General features: G+C 35.3%; 14 protein-coding genes. 7 read left to right on the forward strand and 7 right to left on the reverse strand.

From position 1 onward, the window contains the following. Positions 1 to 431: 431 nt before the first annotated feature. The 5 genes from ATE49_RS00780 to mutY all read right to left on the reverse strand — a co-directional run bounded on the left by ATE49_RS00780 (position 432) and on the right by mutY (position 6,935). Positions 432 to 1,364, reverse strand: a complete 933-nt coding sequence (locus ATE49_RS00780; protein WP_176370680.1) for an NAD(P)H-dependent flavin oxidoreductase — start codon at positions 1,362 to 1,364, stop codon at positions 432 to 434. Between the two features lie 150 nt (positions 1,365 to 1,514). Continuing rightward, the gene (locus ATE49_RS00785; RefSeq protein WP_065080714.1) at positions 1,515 to 2,888 is read right to left on the reverse strand and encodes a peptidylprolyl isomerase; all 1,374 of its coding nucleotides are present in this window, start codon (positions 2,886 to 2,888) and stop codon (positions 1,515 to 1,517) included. Between the two features lie 65 nt (positions 2,889 to 2,953). Beyond that, complete coding sequence (locus ATE49_RS00790) at positions 2,954 to 4,795, reverse strand: peptidylprolyl isomerase (RefSeq protein WP_065080715.1); 1,842 nt, start codon at positions 4,793 to 4,795, stop codon at positions 2,954 to 2,956. 42 nt (positions 4,796 to 4,837) lie between these two features. Continuing rightward, on the reverse strand, positions 4,838 to 5,758 hold the full coding sequence (locus ATE49_RS00795; protein WP_059155325.1) for a PfkB family carbohydrate kinase: 921 nt from the start codon (positions 5,756 to 5,758) through the stop codon (positions 4,838 to 4,840). A gap of 145 nt (positions 5,759 to 5,903) precedes the next feature. Further along, entirely contained in the window at positions 5,904 to 6,935 is a 1,032-nt protein-coding gene (gene mutY, locus ATE49_RS00800; protein WP_065080716.1) for an A/G-specific adenine glycosylase, read from the reverse strand. A 47-nt stretch (positions 6,936 to 6,982) separates the two neighbouring features. Between mutY and ATE49_RS00805 the strand changes: the two genes are divergently transcribed. The 4 genes from ATE49_RS00805 (at position 6,983) to ATE49_RS00820 (ending at position 10,739) form a co-directional block, all read left to right on the forward strand. Next, on the forward strand, positions 6,983 to 7,279 hold the full coding sequence (locus tag ATE49_RS00805) for an HU family DNA-binding protein (protein WP_009085358.1): 297 nt from the start codon (positions 6,983 to 6,985) through the stop codon (positions 7,277 to 7,279). A gap of 222 nt (positions 7,280 to 7,501) precedes the next feature. Further along, positions 7,502 to 9,058, forward strand: a complete 1,557-nt coding sequence (locus tag ATE49_RS00810) for an Rne/Rng family ribonuclease (RefSeq protein WP_009085359.1) — start codon at positions 7,502 to 7,504, stop codon at positions 9,056 to 9,058. A gap of 90 nt (positions 9,059 to 9,148) precedes the next feature. After that, entirely contained in the window at positions 9,149 to 9,949 is an 801-nt protein-coding gene (locus tag ATE49_RS00815; RefSeq protein WP_065080717.1) for an endonuclease/exonuclease/phosphatase family protein, read from the forward strand. A gap of 175 nt (positions 9,950 to 10,124) precedes the next feature. Next, a complete protein-coding gene (locus tag ATE49_RS00820) occupies positions 10,125 to 10,739 on the forward strand; it encodes a GNAT family N-acetyltransferase (protein WP_065080718.1) in 615 nt (204 codons plus the stop codon). Between the two features lie 109 nt (positions 10,740 to 10,848). On the opposite strand, the gene ATE49_RS00825 is transcribed toward ATE49_RS00820, so the two are convergent. Together ATE49_RS00825 and ATE49_RS00830 are read right to left on the reverse strand one after the other, a co-directional pair. Beyond that, positions 10,849 to 12,438: a flotillin family protein gene (locus ATE49_RS00825; protein WP_065080719.1), complete on the reverse strand. Its 1,590-nt coding sequence runs from the start codon at positions 12,436 to 12,438 to the stop codon at positions 10,849 to 10,851. 4 nt (positions 12,439 to 12,442) lie between these two features. After that, positions 12,443 to 13,015: an NfeD family protein gene (locus tag ATE49_RS00830; RefSeq protein WP_065080720.1), complete on the reverse strand. Its 573-nt coding sequence runs from the start codon at positions 13,013 to 13,015 to the stop codon at positions 12,443 to 12,445. A gap of 94 nt (positions 13,016 to 13,109) precedes the next feature. Here ATE49_RS00830 and cls point away from each other — a divergent pair, with 94 nt between their 5' ends. The 3 genes from cls (at position 13,110) to ATE49_RS00845 (ending at position 16,219) form a co-directional block, all read left to right on the forward strand. Continuing rightward, complete coding sequence (gene cls / locus ATE49_RS00835) at positions 13,110 to 14,588, forward strand: cardiolipin synthase (RefSeq protein ID WP_065080721.1); 1,479 nt, start codon at positions 13,110 to 13,112, stop codon at positions 14,586 to 14,588. A gap of 124 nt (positions 14,589 to 14,712) precedes the next feature. Next, entirely contained in the window at positions 14,713 to 15,339 is a 627-nt protein-coding gene (locus ATE49_RS00840; RefSeq protein WP_021346499.1) for an NUDIX hydrolase, read from the forward strand. 61 nt (positions 15,340 to 15,400) lie between these two features. Beyond that, positions 15,401 to 16,219 (forward strand): lysophospholipid acyltransferase family protein, encoded by an 819-nt coding sequence (locus tag ATE49_RS00845; RefSeq protein WP_009085366.1) that lies wholly within the window; start codon positions 15,401 to 15,403, stop codon positions 16,217 to 16,219. Positions 16,220 to 16,227 lie beyond the last annotated feature (8 nt).

Genomic DNA, 16,227 nt, shown 5'->3' on the forward strand with positions numbered 1-16,227 from the left:
ATAGTTTAGATTTTCGGGGTGCAAAATTACTCATTTATAATAATTATAAAAAAGGAACTTATATTCAGAACATAATAAAAAATATACATTCATATTTTATGAAGTAGTTGACCCATATTTTCAAAATACATACCAAACTTTATTTAATTTCCGTAGTATTATTAAACAAATTTAAACAGCCTTATTATAACACCCCCTCTTTCTCCCTGCTATAAGGCTAAAATAAAATAAATAAAATTTAAACTATATTATTATGAATACCATAATATATGATCACAACAAATCACAACCAGGCTTCAGCAAAAAATTGTAATAGATTAAATTCATGACAACTATTGCTTTTATAAAATAAAATTCCCTCAATCTTATAATTGAGGGAACAATAATTCTTAATCAAAAAACTATCTAAATCGGACTAAATCGGATACTCTTTATAATTCAGGACAACTACTCTCTTCAAACTCTTTTAGTAGCTTTTCAAACACTTTTTCCACTGACAAAATACTATCGATTAGAGCAGAGGACTGGCCTATTTCTAATTCTCCCTCTTCCATATCTCCCTCAAACATTCCTTTTTTAGCTCTTGCGCGCCCTAAAACAGACCTAAGAGCCTCCTGATCTCTTCCTGATTCATATAATTTTTCGATATCATTATAAAACTTATTTTTAATAAGCCTAACCGGAGCCAGTTCTTTTAATGTCAAATGTGTTCCCCCTTCCTGTGTATCCACAATCTTCTGTTTAAAATTGTCGTGAGAGGAAGCTTCCTCGGTAGCAGCAAAGCGTGAGCCTATCTGTACACCTTCAGCTCCTAATAACATCGCAGCCTTAACCTGAGACCCTAAAGCAATGCCCCCCGCTGCAATTAAAGGTAAATCAACTTGTCTTCTGACATTAGGAATAAGAGAGAGTGTTGTTGTCTCTTCCCTTCCATTATGCCCACCTGCTTCAAATCCTTCTGCAACTACTGCATCTACACCTGCTTCCTGGCACTTTAATGCAAATTTGACACTGCTTACCACATGTGCTACTTTTATGCCCTCTTTTTTAAGAACCTCTGTATAGGTTTTAGGATTTCCCGCAGATGTAAAGACAATTTTAATTTTTTCTTCCAGAATAATATTAATGATCTCATCCATATTAGGATAGAGCATAGGTATATTCACGCCAAATGGTTTATCTGTAGCTGCTTTGCATTTAATAATATTCTCTTTCAGAATATCAGGATACATACTCCCTGCTCCAAGCAAGCCTAAGCCACCGCAGTTGGAAACAGCAGAAGCCAATCTCCAGCCACTATGCCAGATCATACCGCCTTGTATAATAGGATATTTAATATCAAAAAGTTCTTTAATTCTGTTCATAATATTTAATAATGACAATCGATTTTCAATATACGAAAAACAGCTATTTAATTAGCAAAACAGATAGCTGACTTACTACAATTAGTTGACTGTAAATAAAAATCCCTGTAACATTCACTACAGGGATTTTATTTTAATTTATTGATCTCTTTATTTCATTAAAGATTCTCTCTTCCAGTCTGTTTTAAATTTACAGTCTTTATATCTGTTATTGATGGAAATAAATGTATCTGGCAATTTAGACTTAATCCACTGATCTACAATATTTCCTTTTTTCTGGTTCAAAGCTATAGACTTTATACGTTCATAGTCTGTTGTAATATCCAGAGTGTGAGCCGGTACAATATCGTTGATCTGAATCAGCTCGATTGCTTTTTTCTTACTTTGCCCCTCTTCGATTTCATAAGGCTCGGTAATATCACCTTTATTAAGACCTGCAATCTGATAAGCATCTACAGGATCCATTTTTGTTTTCTCAAGATTATCAGATCCATCCTGACCGGTCATTACACCAGCATTAAACTTGGTAGACTTATCATCAGAATATTTTAAAGCAGCATCTTTAAACGAGATGGTACCATCAACAATCTGTGCTTTAACTTTCTGCAATTCATTTTTAGCAGCTTTTATTTCTTCCGCATTTGGAGTACTGGCAATAAGAATATGTCTTACGTCATAGATTTTACCGGACTTCTTAATCAGCTGAATAATATGGTAACCATATTCAGTTTCTACAGGATCAGAAATTTCTCCTTCCTGAAGGTTTAGTGCTGCAGCTTCAAATGGTTTCACCATCATTCCTTTTGCAACATTATTGATAAGACCTCCATTCGAAGCTGAACCTGGATCTTCAGAATAAATTCTCGCTTGATTTTCGAAAGATTCACCTCCCTGGATGGCTGCTTTTATTTTCTTTAACTTATCAATAATCTCTTGTTTGTGAGCATCTGTCAATTTAGGATACATGATAATTCTGCTTAGCCTAACTTCATCATTTACCTGAGGTAACTGAGTTTTATAAGTATCATAAAAAGCAGAAACTTCACTTGGTGTAATATCTACACCTTTTGTGATTAATTTATATTTTTCGCCTTGGTAATACTGCTCAGAAGAGATCTTCTCAATAGCTGCCTTAAATTCGTATGCTGTACGGTATTTATAAGCAGCAAGCATGTCCTTTTCAGAAGGGAAACCAGAAAGCATCTGCTGGAATCTGTTATCTGCATCAGCTTTTAATTCTTTACTTCTGTTCTGAATAAGGGTATCTTTTTTTGCATGAAAAAGCAAAAGTTTATTGTGAATAATACTCTCTATAATTTCACATTTATCCCCTACCGGCGATCCCTGTTGCTTGGACATGTTGATGTATTCTTCAATATCAGATTCCAAAACAATCTCATTACCAATTACCGCAGCAATACCATCGACTAATTGTCCCTGTTTTACCTGAGCTTTTAGTAGTGTACCCGCAAAAGTGGTTACAAGGAAACTAAGGATAAAGAAAAAACGAAAGTTTTTTGTCATATCTATTTTTTATAATGGTGCAAAATTAGAATTCTGCCCGAATTAAACCTTATTTTTTATTATAATTATTTCTTAAAATTCTTTTGTAGAGCAGACACAAATCCAGGTTCGACTGTAATCTTTGCCTTGGATTTTAAATCTGCAAGAATCTTTTTAATCTGCTCAGATGTAACCAGTTCTTCAAGCTCACCTGATTCTTCAGCTTCCTTCTGAGTCATAACTCCTGCCGGAAGAATTTCATCATTAGCAATAACCAGAGTTCTTCCGCCTATTTTCGCAGTATAAACACCGGTTTTGAAAGGTACATTATATTTTTTGAAAACTTCTGCAGACTCTACCATCTCACCTTCATTGAAGTTGGCCAAAGCTTGCTTTTTATCGTTTGTCTTCCCTTTGTATTCTGCCTGCAATTTTTCCCAGTCAGCAGGATTCTTTATTGCTTTTACAAATTTATCAACATCCGCTTCATTACCCGGGATAATAACCCTTCCTTTAGCAGCTGCTTCTTTTTTGAACTTATCTTTGTGCTTGTTATAATAATCTGCTGTCCATTCTGGATGAAGCGAAATTTCCTTTTTAAGATACTCTGCATAGAAATAATTGGAATACAGATTCTTTTTAATATCCTCAAGCTGATTTTTAACTTCAGGTCTGTTTTCGAATTCAACGGTATAAGCTCTCATCAAGAAATTTCTGCCCATCATATCTACCAATTGCCCCCACTTCTTGTTGTCCATTTTTTCGACATCAGCAGTATGGTCCTTAATCTGAGCTTTAAAATCTCCTACAGTGAACTGCTGGCCATTATAAGTATACAATGCCTCTTTATCATTCACCAATTTTTTAAATTCTGCATAAGAAGCTTTTGCTTTACCTGCAGCTCCTGACTCCTTATAACCCGGAGATTTTTTCAGCTTATCTATAAATGCATCATAAAAAGCATTTCCGTACTGAGAATTCATCATATCCGTAAAGAAGAACTCTTTTGTATCCGGAGTTATCTGATAAGGTCTCTTTGAATAAATATTGAATATAAACCATTTATTTTCAATAAGAATAGGAGTTTTTGTATAATCACCCTCTTTAAGAGTCTTTAGCTGTGTATAAGCTTCCTCTGGTAAAACAGGAGATCCCATCACAACACCACCATTCTTTTTCTCGTTATCATTACTTCCGAATTCCGCAGTAACCTCATTAAATTTTTTACCAGAAGCTAAAGCTTTATAAATTTCGGTTTTTGCTTTTTCTGAATTTGTATCATTAGGATATGATAATGTTCCGAAAATAAGATATCCTAAAGAAGGTCTTTCTCCTACAACCTTTACGAACATTACATTGTCCGGAGTGTCAATTAATTTTGAATAACCTCCTATAGAAAGTTTTTGTACATCAGCTTCCAGTTCAGCGCTCAATACACCAGCTTTAATATACAAAGGCTTAGCATCTCCTTTTGCTTCTGTCTGGATCGCCTGATCCATGGTCATTTTCCCTAGCCTTACATCATTATAAATCTTTTGAAAATCTTTCTTTACACCCTCTTCTTTTTTTGCAAAGAAAACCTGAACCTGCTTTTCTTTTTGGCTAGCAGTCATATAATCGTTTAGGAACTTAGTTTCTAATTCCTTTGGATAATAGCTTTCTTTCTTTAACTCGTTAAGACGTGTACCAATCTGAGTCCTGAAGTTCTGCGTTGTATCTGCCTTTAGCGATCTGGAGAAATCCTGAATCAGTTTAAAATTAATATAGGAATCAATTGTTTGATCTATCCCCTGATTCTTCAGTCCCGATTCATATTCTTTTGAAAATTTTGCAACTGGCATTGCATCATTATTAATAACAATGCTTTGTGCAAAGCCTAAATGTGCTGCAGCTACAGTTAGCAGGGAGATTAAAGATTTAGTTTTCATGTATCTGATGTAAGTATTTAATAAAACCTGAAAAACCGGTGATTAAACCAGTTCCTCAAATGTTGTTAGTTCTTTAAATTGCTTAATTCTTTCTTTAAGCATTGCAGGGGTTACAGTCTGTATTTTTTCTGTTCCGAATTCTTCTACCGTAAATGAAGCTAAAGCACTTCCCACAATAAGAGCTGTTTTCATGCTTTCGAAATCAAACTTCTCACATTTAGCAAGGTGTGCTACAAACCCTCCGGCAAAAGTATCTCCGGCTCCTGTAGGATCGAAAACATCTTCTAATAATAAAGCAGGAATAGCAAATACTTTTCCGTCTTCGAAAAGAAGTGCACCATGCTCTCCTTTCTTAATGATTACATATTTAGGACCTAAAGCATGAATTTTCTTAGCAGCTTTTACCAAAGAATATTCTCCGGACAACTGTCTTGCTTCCTCATCATTAATAGTAATAACATCTGTTTTAGCAATAACATCCATTAGCAAATCCCACGTAAGATCCATCCAGAAATTCATTGTATCTAAAACAACTAATTTCGGACGTTCTTTCATTCTTTCTAAAACTGCAAGCTGAACTGCAGGATGCAAGTTTCCAAGCATTAATATCTCTGCATCGGCTCCGCCTTCAGGAATCTTTGGATCGAAATTTTCTAATACATTTAGCTCAGTAGCCAAGGTATCACGGGTATTCAGATCATTATGATATTTACCTGCCCAGAAAAAAGTCTTACCATCTTCAACAACTTCAACGCCATCTACATTGATATTTTTCCCCTTCATCATGTCCAGATATTCATCAGGAAAGTCGCCACCTACAACTGAAACCAAATGTACATCAGTGTCAAGAACAGAAGCTGCCAATCCGATATAAGTTGCTGCTCCGCCTAATATTTTATCTGTTTTACCAAATGGTGTTTCGATAGCATCAAAAGCTACAGTACCTACTGAAAGAAGTTTCATTTTCTATTATTCTAAAATTTTGTTTTAATATTTTTTCTCATAAGCCTCTTATGCAATCTTTTAATGATAAATAAAACTGCAAAAAGAACTTATTTTTTAAGCATCCGGCAAAAATAGCTATTTTATAATTATCGTTGTAAAAAAACTAATGCCATTCCTGAATAATCTTCTCTAATGGTTTAGGGAAAGATTTTTTATGAGACTGTTCCACATCAACAATTATATAATTACCATTAGCGCATAACTCTTCGAAACTCTTTTCATCCTCTGGTTCTACCCTACTAAAAATAATATTCAGCGTTTTATGAGTAAGCTTATGCTGTACTGTTTTTTCAAAAACAATACAATCTTTTAATTCATCCGGAATTTCATCTGGAAATTCATAGAGTTTCTTCCATATAAAACTTTCATCCCTCTGCCTGATCAAAAAATGTTCTCCATATTTCACAAAATAATAATGCAGATTCAGTGTCTCTACTTTTACTTTTTTCGATTTAACGGGTAATTCCTGTATTCGATTTGTGGCAAAGGCCAAACATTCTTCATTTACAGGACAATTTACACAATCGGGATTCTTTGGTTTACAAACCTGAGAGCCAATATCCATAACGGCCTGATTAAAATCACCCGGACGATTTTTATCTACAAAAGGTAATATCAAATCGTAGAAATAAGAATATGCCTTAGGCGAGGCTATATCGAAATCATCTGCTAATATTCTGGAGAAAACACGATAGAAATTACCATCTATAGCAGGTACTCTTTCTCCGTAACTAATGCTGGCAATAGCAGCTGCCGTATATTTTCCAACTCCTTTCAAATTCTGAAGACCAGCAAATGTGTCGGGAAACTCTCCATTATATTCTTCTATAATCTGGTGAGAAGCTTTATGCAGATTGAGCGCTCGGGAATAATACCCCAAGCCTTTCCAATACAACAAGACTTCGTCATTTTCGGCCTCATGTAGTTCTTTTACAGTTGGAAACCTTTTTATAAAATTGACATAATGATTCCATCCCTGCTCAACTCTCGTCTGCTGAAGAATGATTTCTGATATCCATATATTATATGGTTTTTGGGTTTCCCGCCACGGCAGATTACGGCTGTGGAGATTATACCAGGAAAGAATTTTTCGGGTAAGTTTCAGGAAATAAGCTTTTTCTATATTATTTTTCAAAAAAATATTTTATCTTTGCAGTCCAAAAATAAAAACAAAATTCGAAAATGACAAAAGCTGAATTGGTGAACACCATCTCCAATAAACTAGGGGTAGAAAAGAATGATACGCAGAAAGTTATTGAAGCGTTTATGCAGGAAATCAAAACTTCTCTTTATAACAACGATAATGTATATTTAAGAGGTTTTGGATCTTTTGTTATTAAAACTCGTGCTGCAAAGACTGGTAGAAACATTTCTAAGAATACGGCTATCGAAATCCCTGCACACAATATCCCTTCTTTCAAACCTTCAAAAATGTTTGCTGAGAAAGTGAAAACTAAAGTGAAAGTAGAAAATAAATAATTGTTATTAATAAAAATTTTTAAACTATGCCTAGCGGAAAAAAAAGAAAGAGACACAAGGTAGCGACTCACAAGAGAAAAAAAAGAAGAAGATTAAATAGACACAAAAAGAAAAAATAATCTTTTTTAGTTTTTTAATAAAATATAATATAGTTAGTGTTTTATTTATTATCTTCACTAGCTATATTTTTATTTTATAAACGGTTAGTCATAACCATATTTTATGAAGAAAGAACTGATTATTTCACATGAAGATGACACCTCTAAAATAGCCCTGCTGGAAGATGGTCGTTTGTTCGAACTACATCAGGAAGAACAGAACAATCAGTTTGTAGTAGGTGATCTTTTTCTGGGTAAAATAAAAAAACTCGCTCCCAATTTAAATGCAGCTTTCGTAAGCATAGGTTACGAAAAGGATGCTTTTTTGCATTATCTGGATTTGGGACCACAGATTCTTTCCTATCAGAAATTTGTAAAAGATACTATTTCTAAGAAACAGCAGAACTCCAGTCTGAAAAACTTTGCCGTACAAAAGGAAATTCCTAAAGACGGTACTATAGACAAGGTTTTAGCAGCCGGGGACAGTGTACTTTTACAAATCACTAAAGAGCCAATTTCTACCAAAGGTCCGCGGATTTCCACACAGATTTCCTTAACCGGACGTTTTCTGGTACTAATCCCATTCGACAACAAAGTTTCTATTTCCAAAAAGATTAAAAACAATCAGGAAAAAGAACGTCTGAAAATGCTTATAGAAAGTATAAGACCTGAAGGTTTCGGAGTTATAATCCGTACCGTTGCTGAAGGAAAAAAAGTAGCAGAACTGCACAATGATATGAACCAGCTAATTACCAAATGGGAAAGCTGTTTCAAAAACATTCAGAAAAATAAAGTTCCGTCTAAAGTTCTGAGCGAAGAAGACAAAGCTTCTGCTATACTTCGGGACAATTTTAATCAGGACTTTGTAAATATCATATGCGATGATGAGCAAATGGTGAATGATATGAAAAACTATCTGGAAGTTATAGCTCCGGAAAGCAAGAATATTGTTCAGCTTTATGATTCTCACATCCCACTCCTGGAATACTACAATGTAGAAAAGCAGCTAAAACAGTCTTTTGGCAAACATGTAAACATCCCAAGCTCAAAAGGTGCTTACCTGGTTGTTGAACATACTGAAGCTTTACACGTTATAGATGTTAATTCAGGAAACAATATTTCTGCCAGCCAGACTAATAAGCTTCACGCACTAAACGTGAATAAAATGGCTGCTACAGAAATCGCCCGACAGCTTAGGCTACGGGATATGGGAGGTATTATCGTTATAGATTTTATTGACATGACGGATCCTGAGCACAGGAAAGAACTCTTTGAACACCTGAAGGAAGAAATGAAGCGGGACAAAGCAAGACACAAAATTCTTCCACCGAGTAAATTTGGACTGATACAAATTACAAGACAACGTGTCCGCCCTGAAAAACAGATCGAAACTAAAGAGGAAAACCCTAACAAAGATGGCGAAATTGTAGCCCCTATTGTTACTGTAGAAAAGATGGAAGAAGCAATCCGCAGTTTCCTGACTAAAGAAAAAGGAAGATTGTACTTACATGTACATCCTTTTGTAGAAGCTTATCTTACCAAAGGTGTAATGAGCATACAGAACAAGTGGTTTTTACGCTATAAAAAATGGGTTACTGTTATCCCTCGCGATTCCTTTAAATATTTGGAATACGCCTTATACAATTCGAAAAAGAAAGAGTTAATGAGTGACTCTAATTAAAAAAATACAGAGCTCCGGAATTCCGGAGCTTTTTTATGCTCTTTATTTTCAGCAATTTCCTATCTTCGGCATACTAAAAACTTAATAAACATGACACAATCAATCAGAAGAGCTATTACAGGTTGCTTTCTGCTGTTATTTTGCTTTGGACTGCTTCAGGCTCAGGAAATCAAAGTACTTACCTACAATATTTACCATGGTGAAAAAAACTATGAAAGAGAAAAAAGCAATCTTGAAGCTATTGCAGCCGTTATCAACGAATACAAACCCGATTTTGTTGCCATGCAGGAAGTGGACAGCATGACTGTAAGAACAGCAGCATTCAATAATGGCATACGCAAAGATCTGGTACAGGAATTGGCAAAATTAACAGGAATGTACGGGCACTTTGGAAAAGCAATGGATTACGATAATGGTGGTTATGGTGAGGGCATTTTATCCCGATTCCCGGACAAACCCACTGTTTATAAGCTGCCAATTCCTAAAGGAGGAGAAGAAAGAGCCTTAATTACGATACAACATACTTTCCCAAATGGTCAAAAAATTATTTTTGGAGGCACTCATTTATGCCATGAATTTGAAGAAAACCGCATAGCGCAAGCCAAACAAGTTGCTTCTATTGCCACAACAAAATCTATTCCGGCAGTTATACTCGGTGATTTCAATATTACTCCGGATAGCAAGCCTTACAAAGCGATTACAGCAAAGATGAATGATGCTGCTGTATTACATGGTAATCCACAACTTACTTTCCCCTATCATAAACCTAAATACAGACTAGATTATATTTTCCTAAATAAAAACAGTAAGTGGAAAGTAAAAGATGTAAAGGTTATTAAAAATGATGCTTCAGACCATATGCCGGTTCTGGTAACTCTAAGCTTGGAGTAATTTTATGAAAATAATAATAGCTTATTTAATGTTTAGCATTTACTTATATCTCATTTTTCATACTCACATAATTTTGAAAAAAAATAATAGAATTATTCCTAATATTGCTTCTTAAAATATAAAATAACAATTCTTTAGTTATAAGCAACACATACTTCACAAAATAAATAAAAATATGAATCTAGACTTTAAAGAACAATATATTTTAGAAAACGATTTTGTTACATTACGACCATTGGAACTTTCTGACTATAATACCTTACTAACATACTCAGAAAATGAGCCAGAAATATGGGAATACAACTCTGGTGGAGCAAATGGAAAAGAGAACCTCGAGAAATATGTAAAAAATGCTATAAATCAAAGAGAAAATGAAAAAGAATATCCATTTATTGTTTTTGACAAAACAAGTCAAAAATATGTAGGCAGTACAAGGTTCTACGCTATCTTTTCTGATAATAAAACTATTGAAATCGGATACACTTGGTACGGAAAACAATACCAAGGAACCGGGGTTAATAAGAACTGCAAACTCTTATTATTGGAGTTCGCATTTGAAAAGCTGCAAATGGAAAGAGTTGGATTTGCTGCCAATAACAAAAATATCAAAAGCTTAAGTGCAATGAAGAGCATTGGCTGTGTGGTTGAAGGTGTATTAAGAAATGCAGGAACTGACGCTAATAATGAAAGAATTGACGTAGCAAGATTAAGTATAATAAAAACTGAATGGAATGAAAATGTAAAAACAAATTTAAAACAGCAAATTGAAAAGTATACTAACAAATTATAAAAAATACTGTCAATATACAATCTTCATTTTGTTTTTAAACTCTGTCAGTTTTTATAAATTAAAAAGGCCGGAAATTATTCCGGCCTTAATATGATTAATAATTACTTTTCTATTTCTGTTCAGGATTCTGACCTTCGTCTTTTTTATCCTGAGGCTTATCCCTCATATCATCAAAATTCTTTTTCTCCTGAGCCTTTTGTTCAATAATCTTAACGATTTCTTTCTCTTCAGGTTTACCTTTCAGATAGCTTGGAAGGTTTAGCCCGGCCATATTGAAAAGATCATTCAACGGTGGTACAGATTTCATCATACCCGATACAAAGTTTGCGGTGGAAGTATTTCCGTTTTCATTGTTTCCATTACCATCCCATACAGTAACTTTATCAATCTTAATACCTTTAACGGCCTCAACCTGCGTTTTAACCAATTCAGGTAATTTCTCTAAGATCAGTAACTGGAATGCGCTGTTTGTATCACCACCAGCTGCTTTAACAACCTGGTCATAACCTTCAGCCTGCTTCGTTAAGATTTCGAATAAACCTTTTGCTTCAGCATCCATTTTTGCAAAAATAGCATCAGCCTCTCCTTTTGCCTGAAGTCTGATTTTTTCTGCCTGAGCCTCTGCTTCAATAATCGCTTTTTGTTTAGCAATTTCAGCAGGTACAACAATATTAGCGTTTTGTGTAGAACGCTCTCTTTCTGCACGGGCAGCTTCTGCTTTCTGTTCAGCAACATAAGATTCTTCCAAAGCTTTTGCCGCTTGTACTTTTTCTGCAGCTGTAGCCAGTTTTAAAGCTTCTGCTTCTCTCTCTCTTCTTTCCGCATCGGAATTTGCAATAGTAATTTTAGCTTCGTTTTCCCCTCTTACAGCCAGGGAATTAGCCATGGAAGTCGCAATCCTCGCATCTCTTTCTGCTTCAGCTTTACCAATCGCCTGGTCTTTATCTGCTGCTGCAATACTTACTTCTTTATCTTTACTTGTAATTGCAATTTTCACATCACGATCTCTATTGAATTCTGCAATCTGAATATCTTTCTGACGGTCTGCATCTGCTTTACCAGTTTCCCCCATTTTTTCCTGCTCAGCAACACTTACTTTAGCCTCGTTTATCGCTTTTGCTGCTGCTTCTTTACCAAGAGCTTCGATATAACCGGATTCGTCTTTAATATCCGTAATGTTTACGTTGATTAATTTCAGACCAATTTTCTTTAATTCGGTATCTACGTTATTCGAGATATTCTCCAATAATTTATCTCTGTCCGAGTTAATTTCCTCAATTGTCATCATCGCGATAACCAAACGAAGCTGCCCAAAAAGGATATCTTTAGACAATTCCTGAATCTGCTCAGGTGAAAGCCCTAACAATCTTTCAGCAGCATTCCCCATACTATCAGGTTCTGTACTGATTGCAATTGTAAAACGACAAGGAACATCCACACGGATATTCTGACGGGAAAGGGCGTTCGTTAAGTTAGCCTCAATAGACATAGGCTTTAGATCCAGATATGCAAAATCCTGAATTACCGGCCAGATAAATGCACCACCTCCATGAATACATCTTGCTGACTTGCCTCCTGTTCTTCCGTAAATGACTAATATTTTGTCCGAGGGACAACGCTTATAGCGTGAAATAAGCGCAATAAATGTAACAAAGAGTACAACTACTGCTACAATAACCAATGTAAATCCTTCCAACATACTTTTAATTTAATTTTTTAACGATTAATATTTTGTCTTTAATTTTTTCAACAATAATAGAGGTTCCAGAAATTAACTTCTCTCCTCCTTCTGTCATAGCATCCAGTTCGTGGTGAGAACCTTTTACACTAATCTGCACCTTGCCTTTTCCATTCATATTTTCAGGAATAGGAATATAAACCTGTCCACTGGCATTCACCAGATTTTCTATATTGAAGGTATTATCTTCCGAAAGCTTCATAATCTGCTGAATCATCAGAAAGAAAAGGTATACAAAAAGGCAGCCTACGAGTGTTGCCAAAATTATCAATACAAAACTGTTTCCTATTGTATTGTAAAAAACGGCTCCTGTCCAGCCGAATCCCAACATAAAGTTGATAAGGTTACGGAATGAGAAAAACTGAAACGGCGCATCTACATGATCCAGATCTCCACTGAAATCAGCATTAATTCCGTCGGCATCATGTCCGCCAACAAAAGTCATAATTGATTGTATGGCAAATATTGCACTACTAATAAGTGCTACATACCAAAAACCTTTCTCCAAAGGTGCCAATCCGTTTAAAAATTCAAGCATATTTATGTTTTTTCAGTGTTTCCAACAAATATAATATTTTCTGTGGATTAATTTTAGTAAATTCAACTAACAAAATTCAGCAACTTCTGTTTTTATGTTTACCGAACATCTGCATACAGCCTGGCTTTTTATTGAAAAATGGTATTGGGTACCACTTACAATAGCCAACATCGTTATTATTGTTACTATACTCATAGAAAACAGAAATCCGCCAAAAACTCTGGCATGGATCATGATCATCGTTTTTGTGCCGGTAATCGGTATTATTCTTTACTTTTTTTTCGGCAGAGATTTTCAGCGGGAAAAATATTTCAAGAAAATAGATAAAAAGCAAAGGCAGTATATTCTGGATCAATGGAAAAACCTGAACGATTCTATACAGCAAAATATGCGGGATATAGAAAATGAAATTGGTGATCTCTCCCAGGTTTATCAGTTTCTGAACAAAACCAGAATTTCACCACCCAGCTTTTATAATGAGACAGAACTGCTGATAAATGGTGAAGAGAAATTTCCAAAATTTATAGAAGCAATACGTAGTGCAAAGGATCATATTCATTTGGAATATTACATTTTTGAAGAAGACAACATAGGCAATGAGATTATAGAATTGCTTATTCAGAAGGCTCAGCAAGGTGTAACAGTAAGGATGATTATTGATGATTTTGGTTCCCCCACACTGGCAAAGCATTACAAGCGTTTCGAGAATACAGGTATCGAATTTCAGGTATTCCTGCCTGTACATTTCACTTCACTGGCAAACTCTAACTTCCGTAATCACCGAAAAATACTAATTGTAGATGCCAGCATTGCATTTGTAGGCGGAATCAATATCAGTGACAAATACATAAACCAACCCAATACAGAAAAACTATACTGGCGCGATGCTTCTGTTATGATAAAAGGAGCATCAGTAAATATTCTGCAGCTGCGTTTCTGGCTTAGCTGGATGATGACTGACGGAGCTCCCTATGCTCTGGAAGATCCTAGGTATTATTGTGATTGGTATGCACATACACAAGGCAGCAGTATTGTAAGTTTTGCAGTAACAGCACCTGGTGATGAAATACAATCGGCAATGGAATCTTTAATATTAGGGATTACACTTGCCAAAAAAAAGATACAGATCTGCACACCCTATTTTATTCCTACTGATTCTTTTAAAACAGCCTTATCTATTGCTGTATCCAAAGGCGTTGAAGTAGAAATGATGATTCCTAAAGAAGGTGATTCTTTTATCGTACAAAACGCATCGCTCTCGTTTATGAAACCTCTGTTAAAACGGGGAATAAAACTTTATCTGTATGAAAAAGGCTTTCTCCATGCTAAAACAGTGAATATAGATAACGCTCTTGCTTATATAGGAACTGTAAATCTGGACAACAGAAGTTTCCTGATCAACTTTGAAATCAATGCTATAGTGCATGATCATGAGGTGCTGAAAAGGCTTGATCAGCAGTTTGAGGAAGACAAAAAAGTTTCATCTCTTATGACAATTGAAATGTGGAACAAAACTTCTGTTTTCAAAAGAGGGCTTGCTTCCGTATGCAGATTACTTGCTCCGTTACTATAGTATTAATGGGCAATGAGTAATATTCAATAAGTAATAATAAACCATATTGTTTCTATCTCTGGAATCCAGAAAAGTTTTCCCGTTACGCTATTTTTATTTAACTTTATGCAACAGAAGATACAGGATGAAAAGATTGTCGAATATTATAGAAAGATTTGCAAAAACAGAATTAGACGGGACAGTGTCTCATCAGCTATATTCACCTCCTTATCGTCCTTTACTTTCAACAGACCAGATTATGGCATTAGATCCTAAACTGGCTGCTGTAAATATTCTTTTATATCCGAAAGAAAACCAATGGTACTTCCCTTTAATGGTAAGAAGCGTTAATCAACATGACCGTCATAGCGGACAGATAAGTCTGCCTGGTGGAAAATATGAAGAATCCGATGGCAACTTTGAGACTACGGCCAAACGGGAAACCTTTGAAGAACTTGGGATTGCTATGGAAAGCATGACAATTATTAAAACCCTTACTCCCATTTATGTTCCGCCAAGTAATTTTTATGTCCATGCTTATGTATCATGGGTCGCCAAAAAGCCAAAATTCCTCCTACAGGAATCTGAAGCACAAGAACTTATAGAAATGCCGGTAAGCTCACTTTTCAATTTACCCGATAAACCGGAAATGAAAGTACTGTCTTCTACAAGAGGAACAGAAGTACCTGTAATTGACTACAATGGCTATATTATCTGGGGTGCAACATCAATGATTTTGTCAGAATTTAGAGACTTAATGAAAAAAGTTTAATTTTGCACTTTACTATGAAACCCGACTAACCATTCCGGGTTTTTGTATGATTTGCATAAAAATGGCAAAGAAAAATATATTTACCGATGCTTTTGGCAACGTCTATTTTCTGAAAAGATTCATCATCTTCGTACTCGGTATGATCTCATACCGTCGTTTTAACGGCTTCAACAAGTTAAAAATAAGTGGTTCTGAAAATCTGGTAGACTTACCTAAAACAAATGTACTATTTGTATCAAATCACCAAACTTATTTCGCTGATGTAGCAGCAATGTATCACGTTTTTTGCAGCGTAAACAATGGCTATATCAATACCATTAAAAATCCGGTTTATCTGTTAAATCCTAAGATTGACTTCTACTATGTGGCTGCTGAAGAAACTATGAACAATGGCATCCTGGCAAGAATTTTCAAACTTGCAGGTGCTGTAACCGTTAAAAGAACCTGGAGAGCTGAAGGTAAAGCTGTAAACAGAATGGTAGACCTTAGTGAAGTAGAAAATATAATGAAAGCTTTGGATAATGGCTGGGTTGTAACCTTCCCACAAGGGACTACTTCTGCATTTGCACAAGGAAGAAAGGGTACCGCAAAGCTGATTAAAAATCAAAGACCTATTGTTATTCCTATTAAAATTAATGGTTTCCGTAGGGCTTTTGATAAAAAAGGCTTGAAAATAAAAGTAACAGGTATAGAACCAACCTTACAATTTAAACCTGCACTGGACATAGATTACGATAATGACAGTGCTGCTGATATCCTGAGCAAAATCATGCATGCAATTGAGCAAACTCCGGAACATAACGTTCTTCATGAATACGATCAGGAAATTGTTGCTAAAAAGAATGCCGAGAAGCAGCAAAATAAAAATGAAGGTGAATAAAACCACAA

This window comes from Elizabethkingia miricola (assembly GCF_001675285.1).
Taxonomy (GTDB): Bacteria; Bacteroidota; Bacteroidia; order Flavobacteriales; family Weeksellaceae; genus Elizabethkingia; species Elizabethkingia miricola.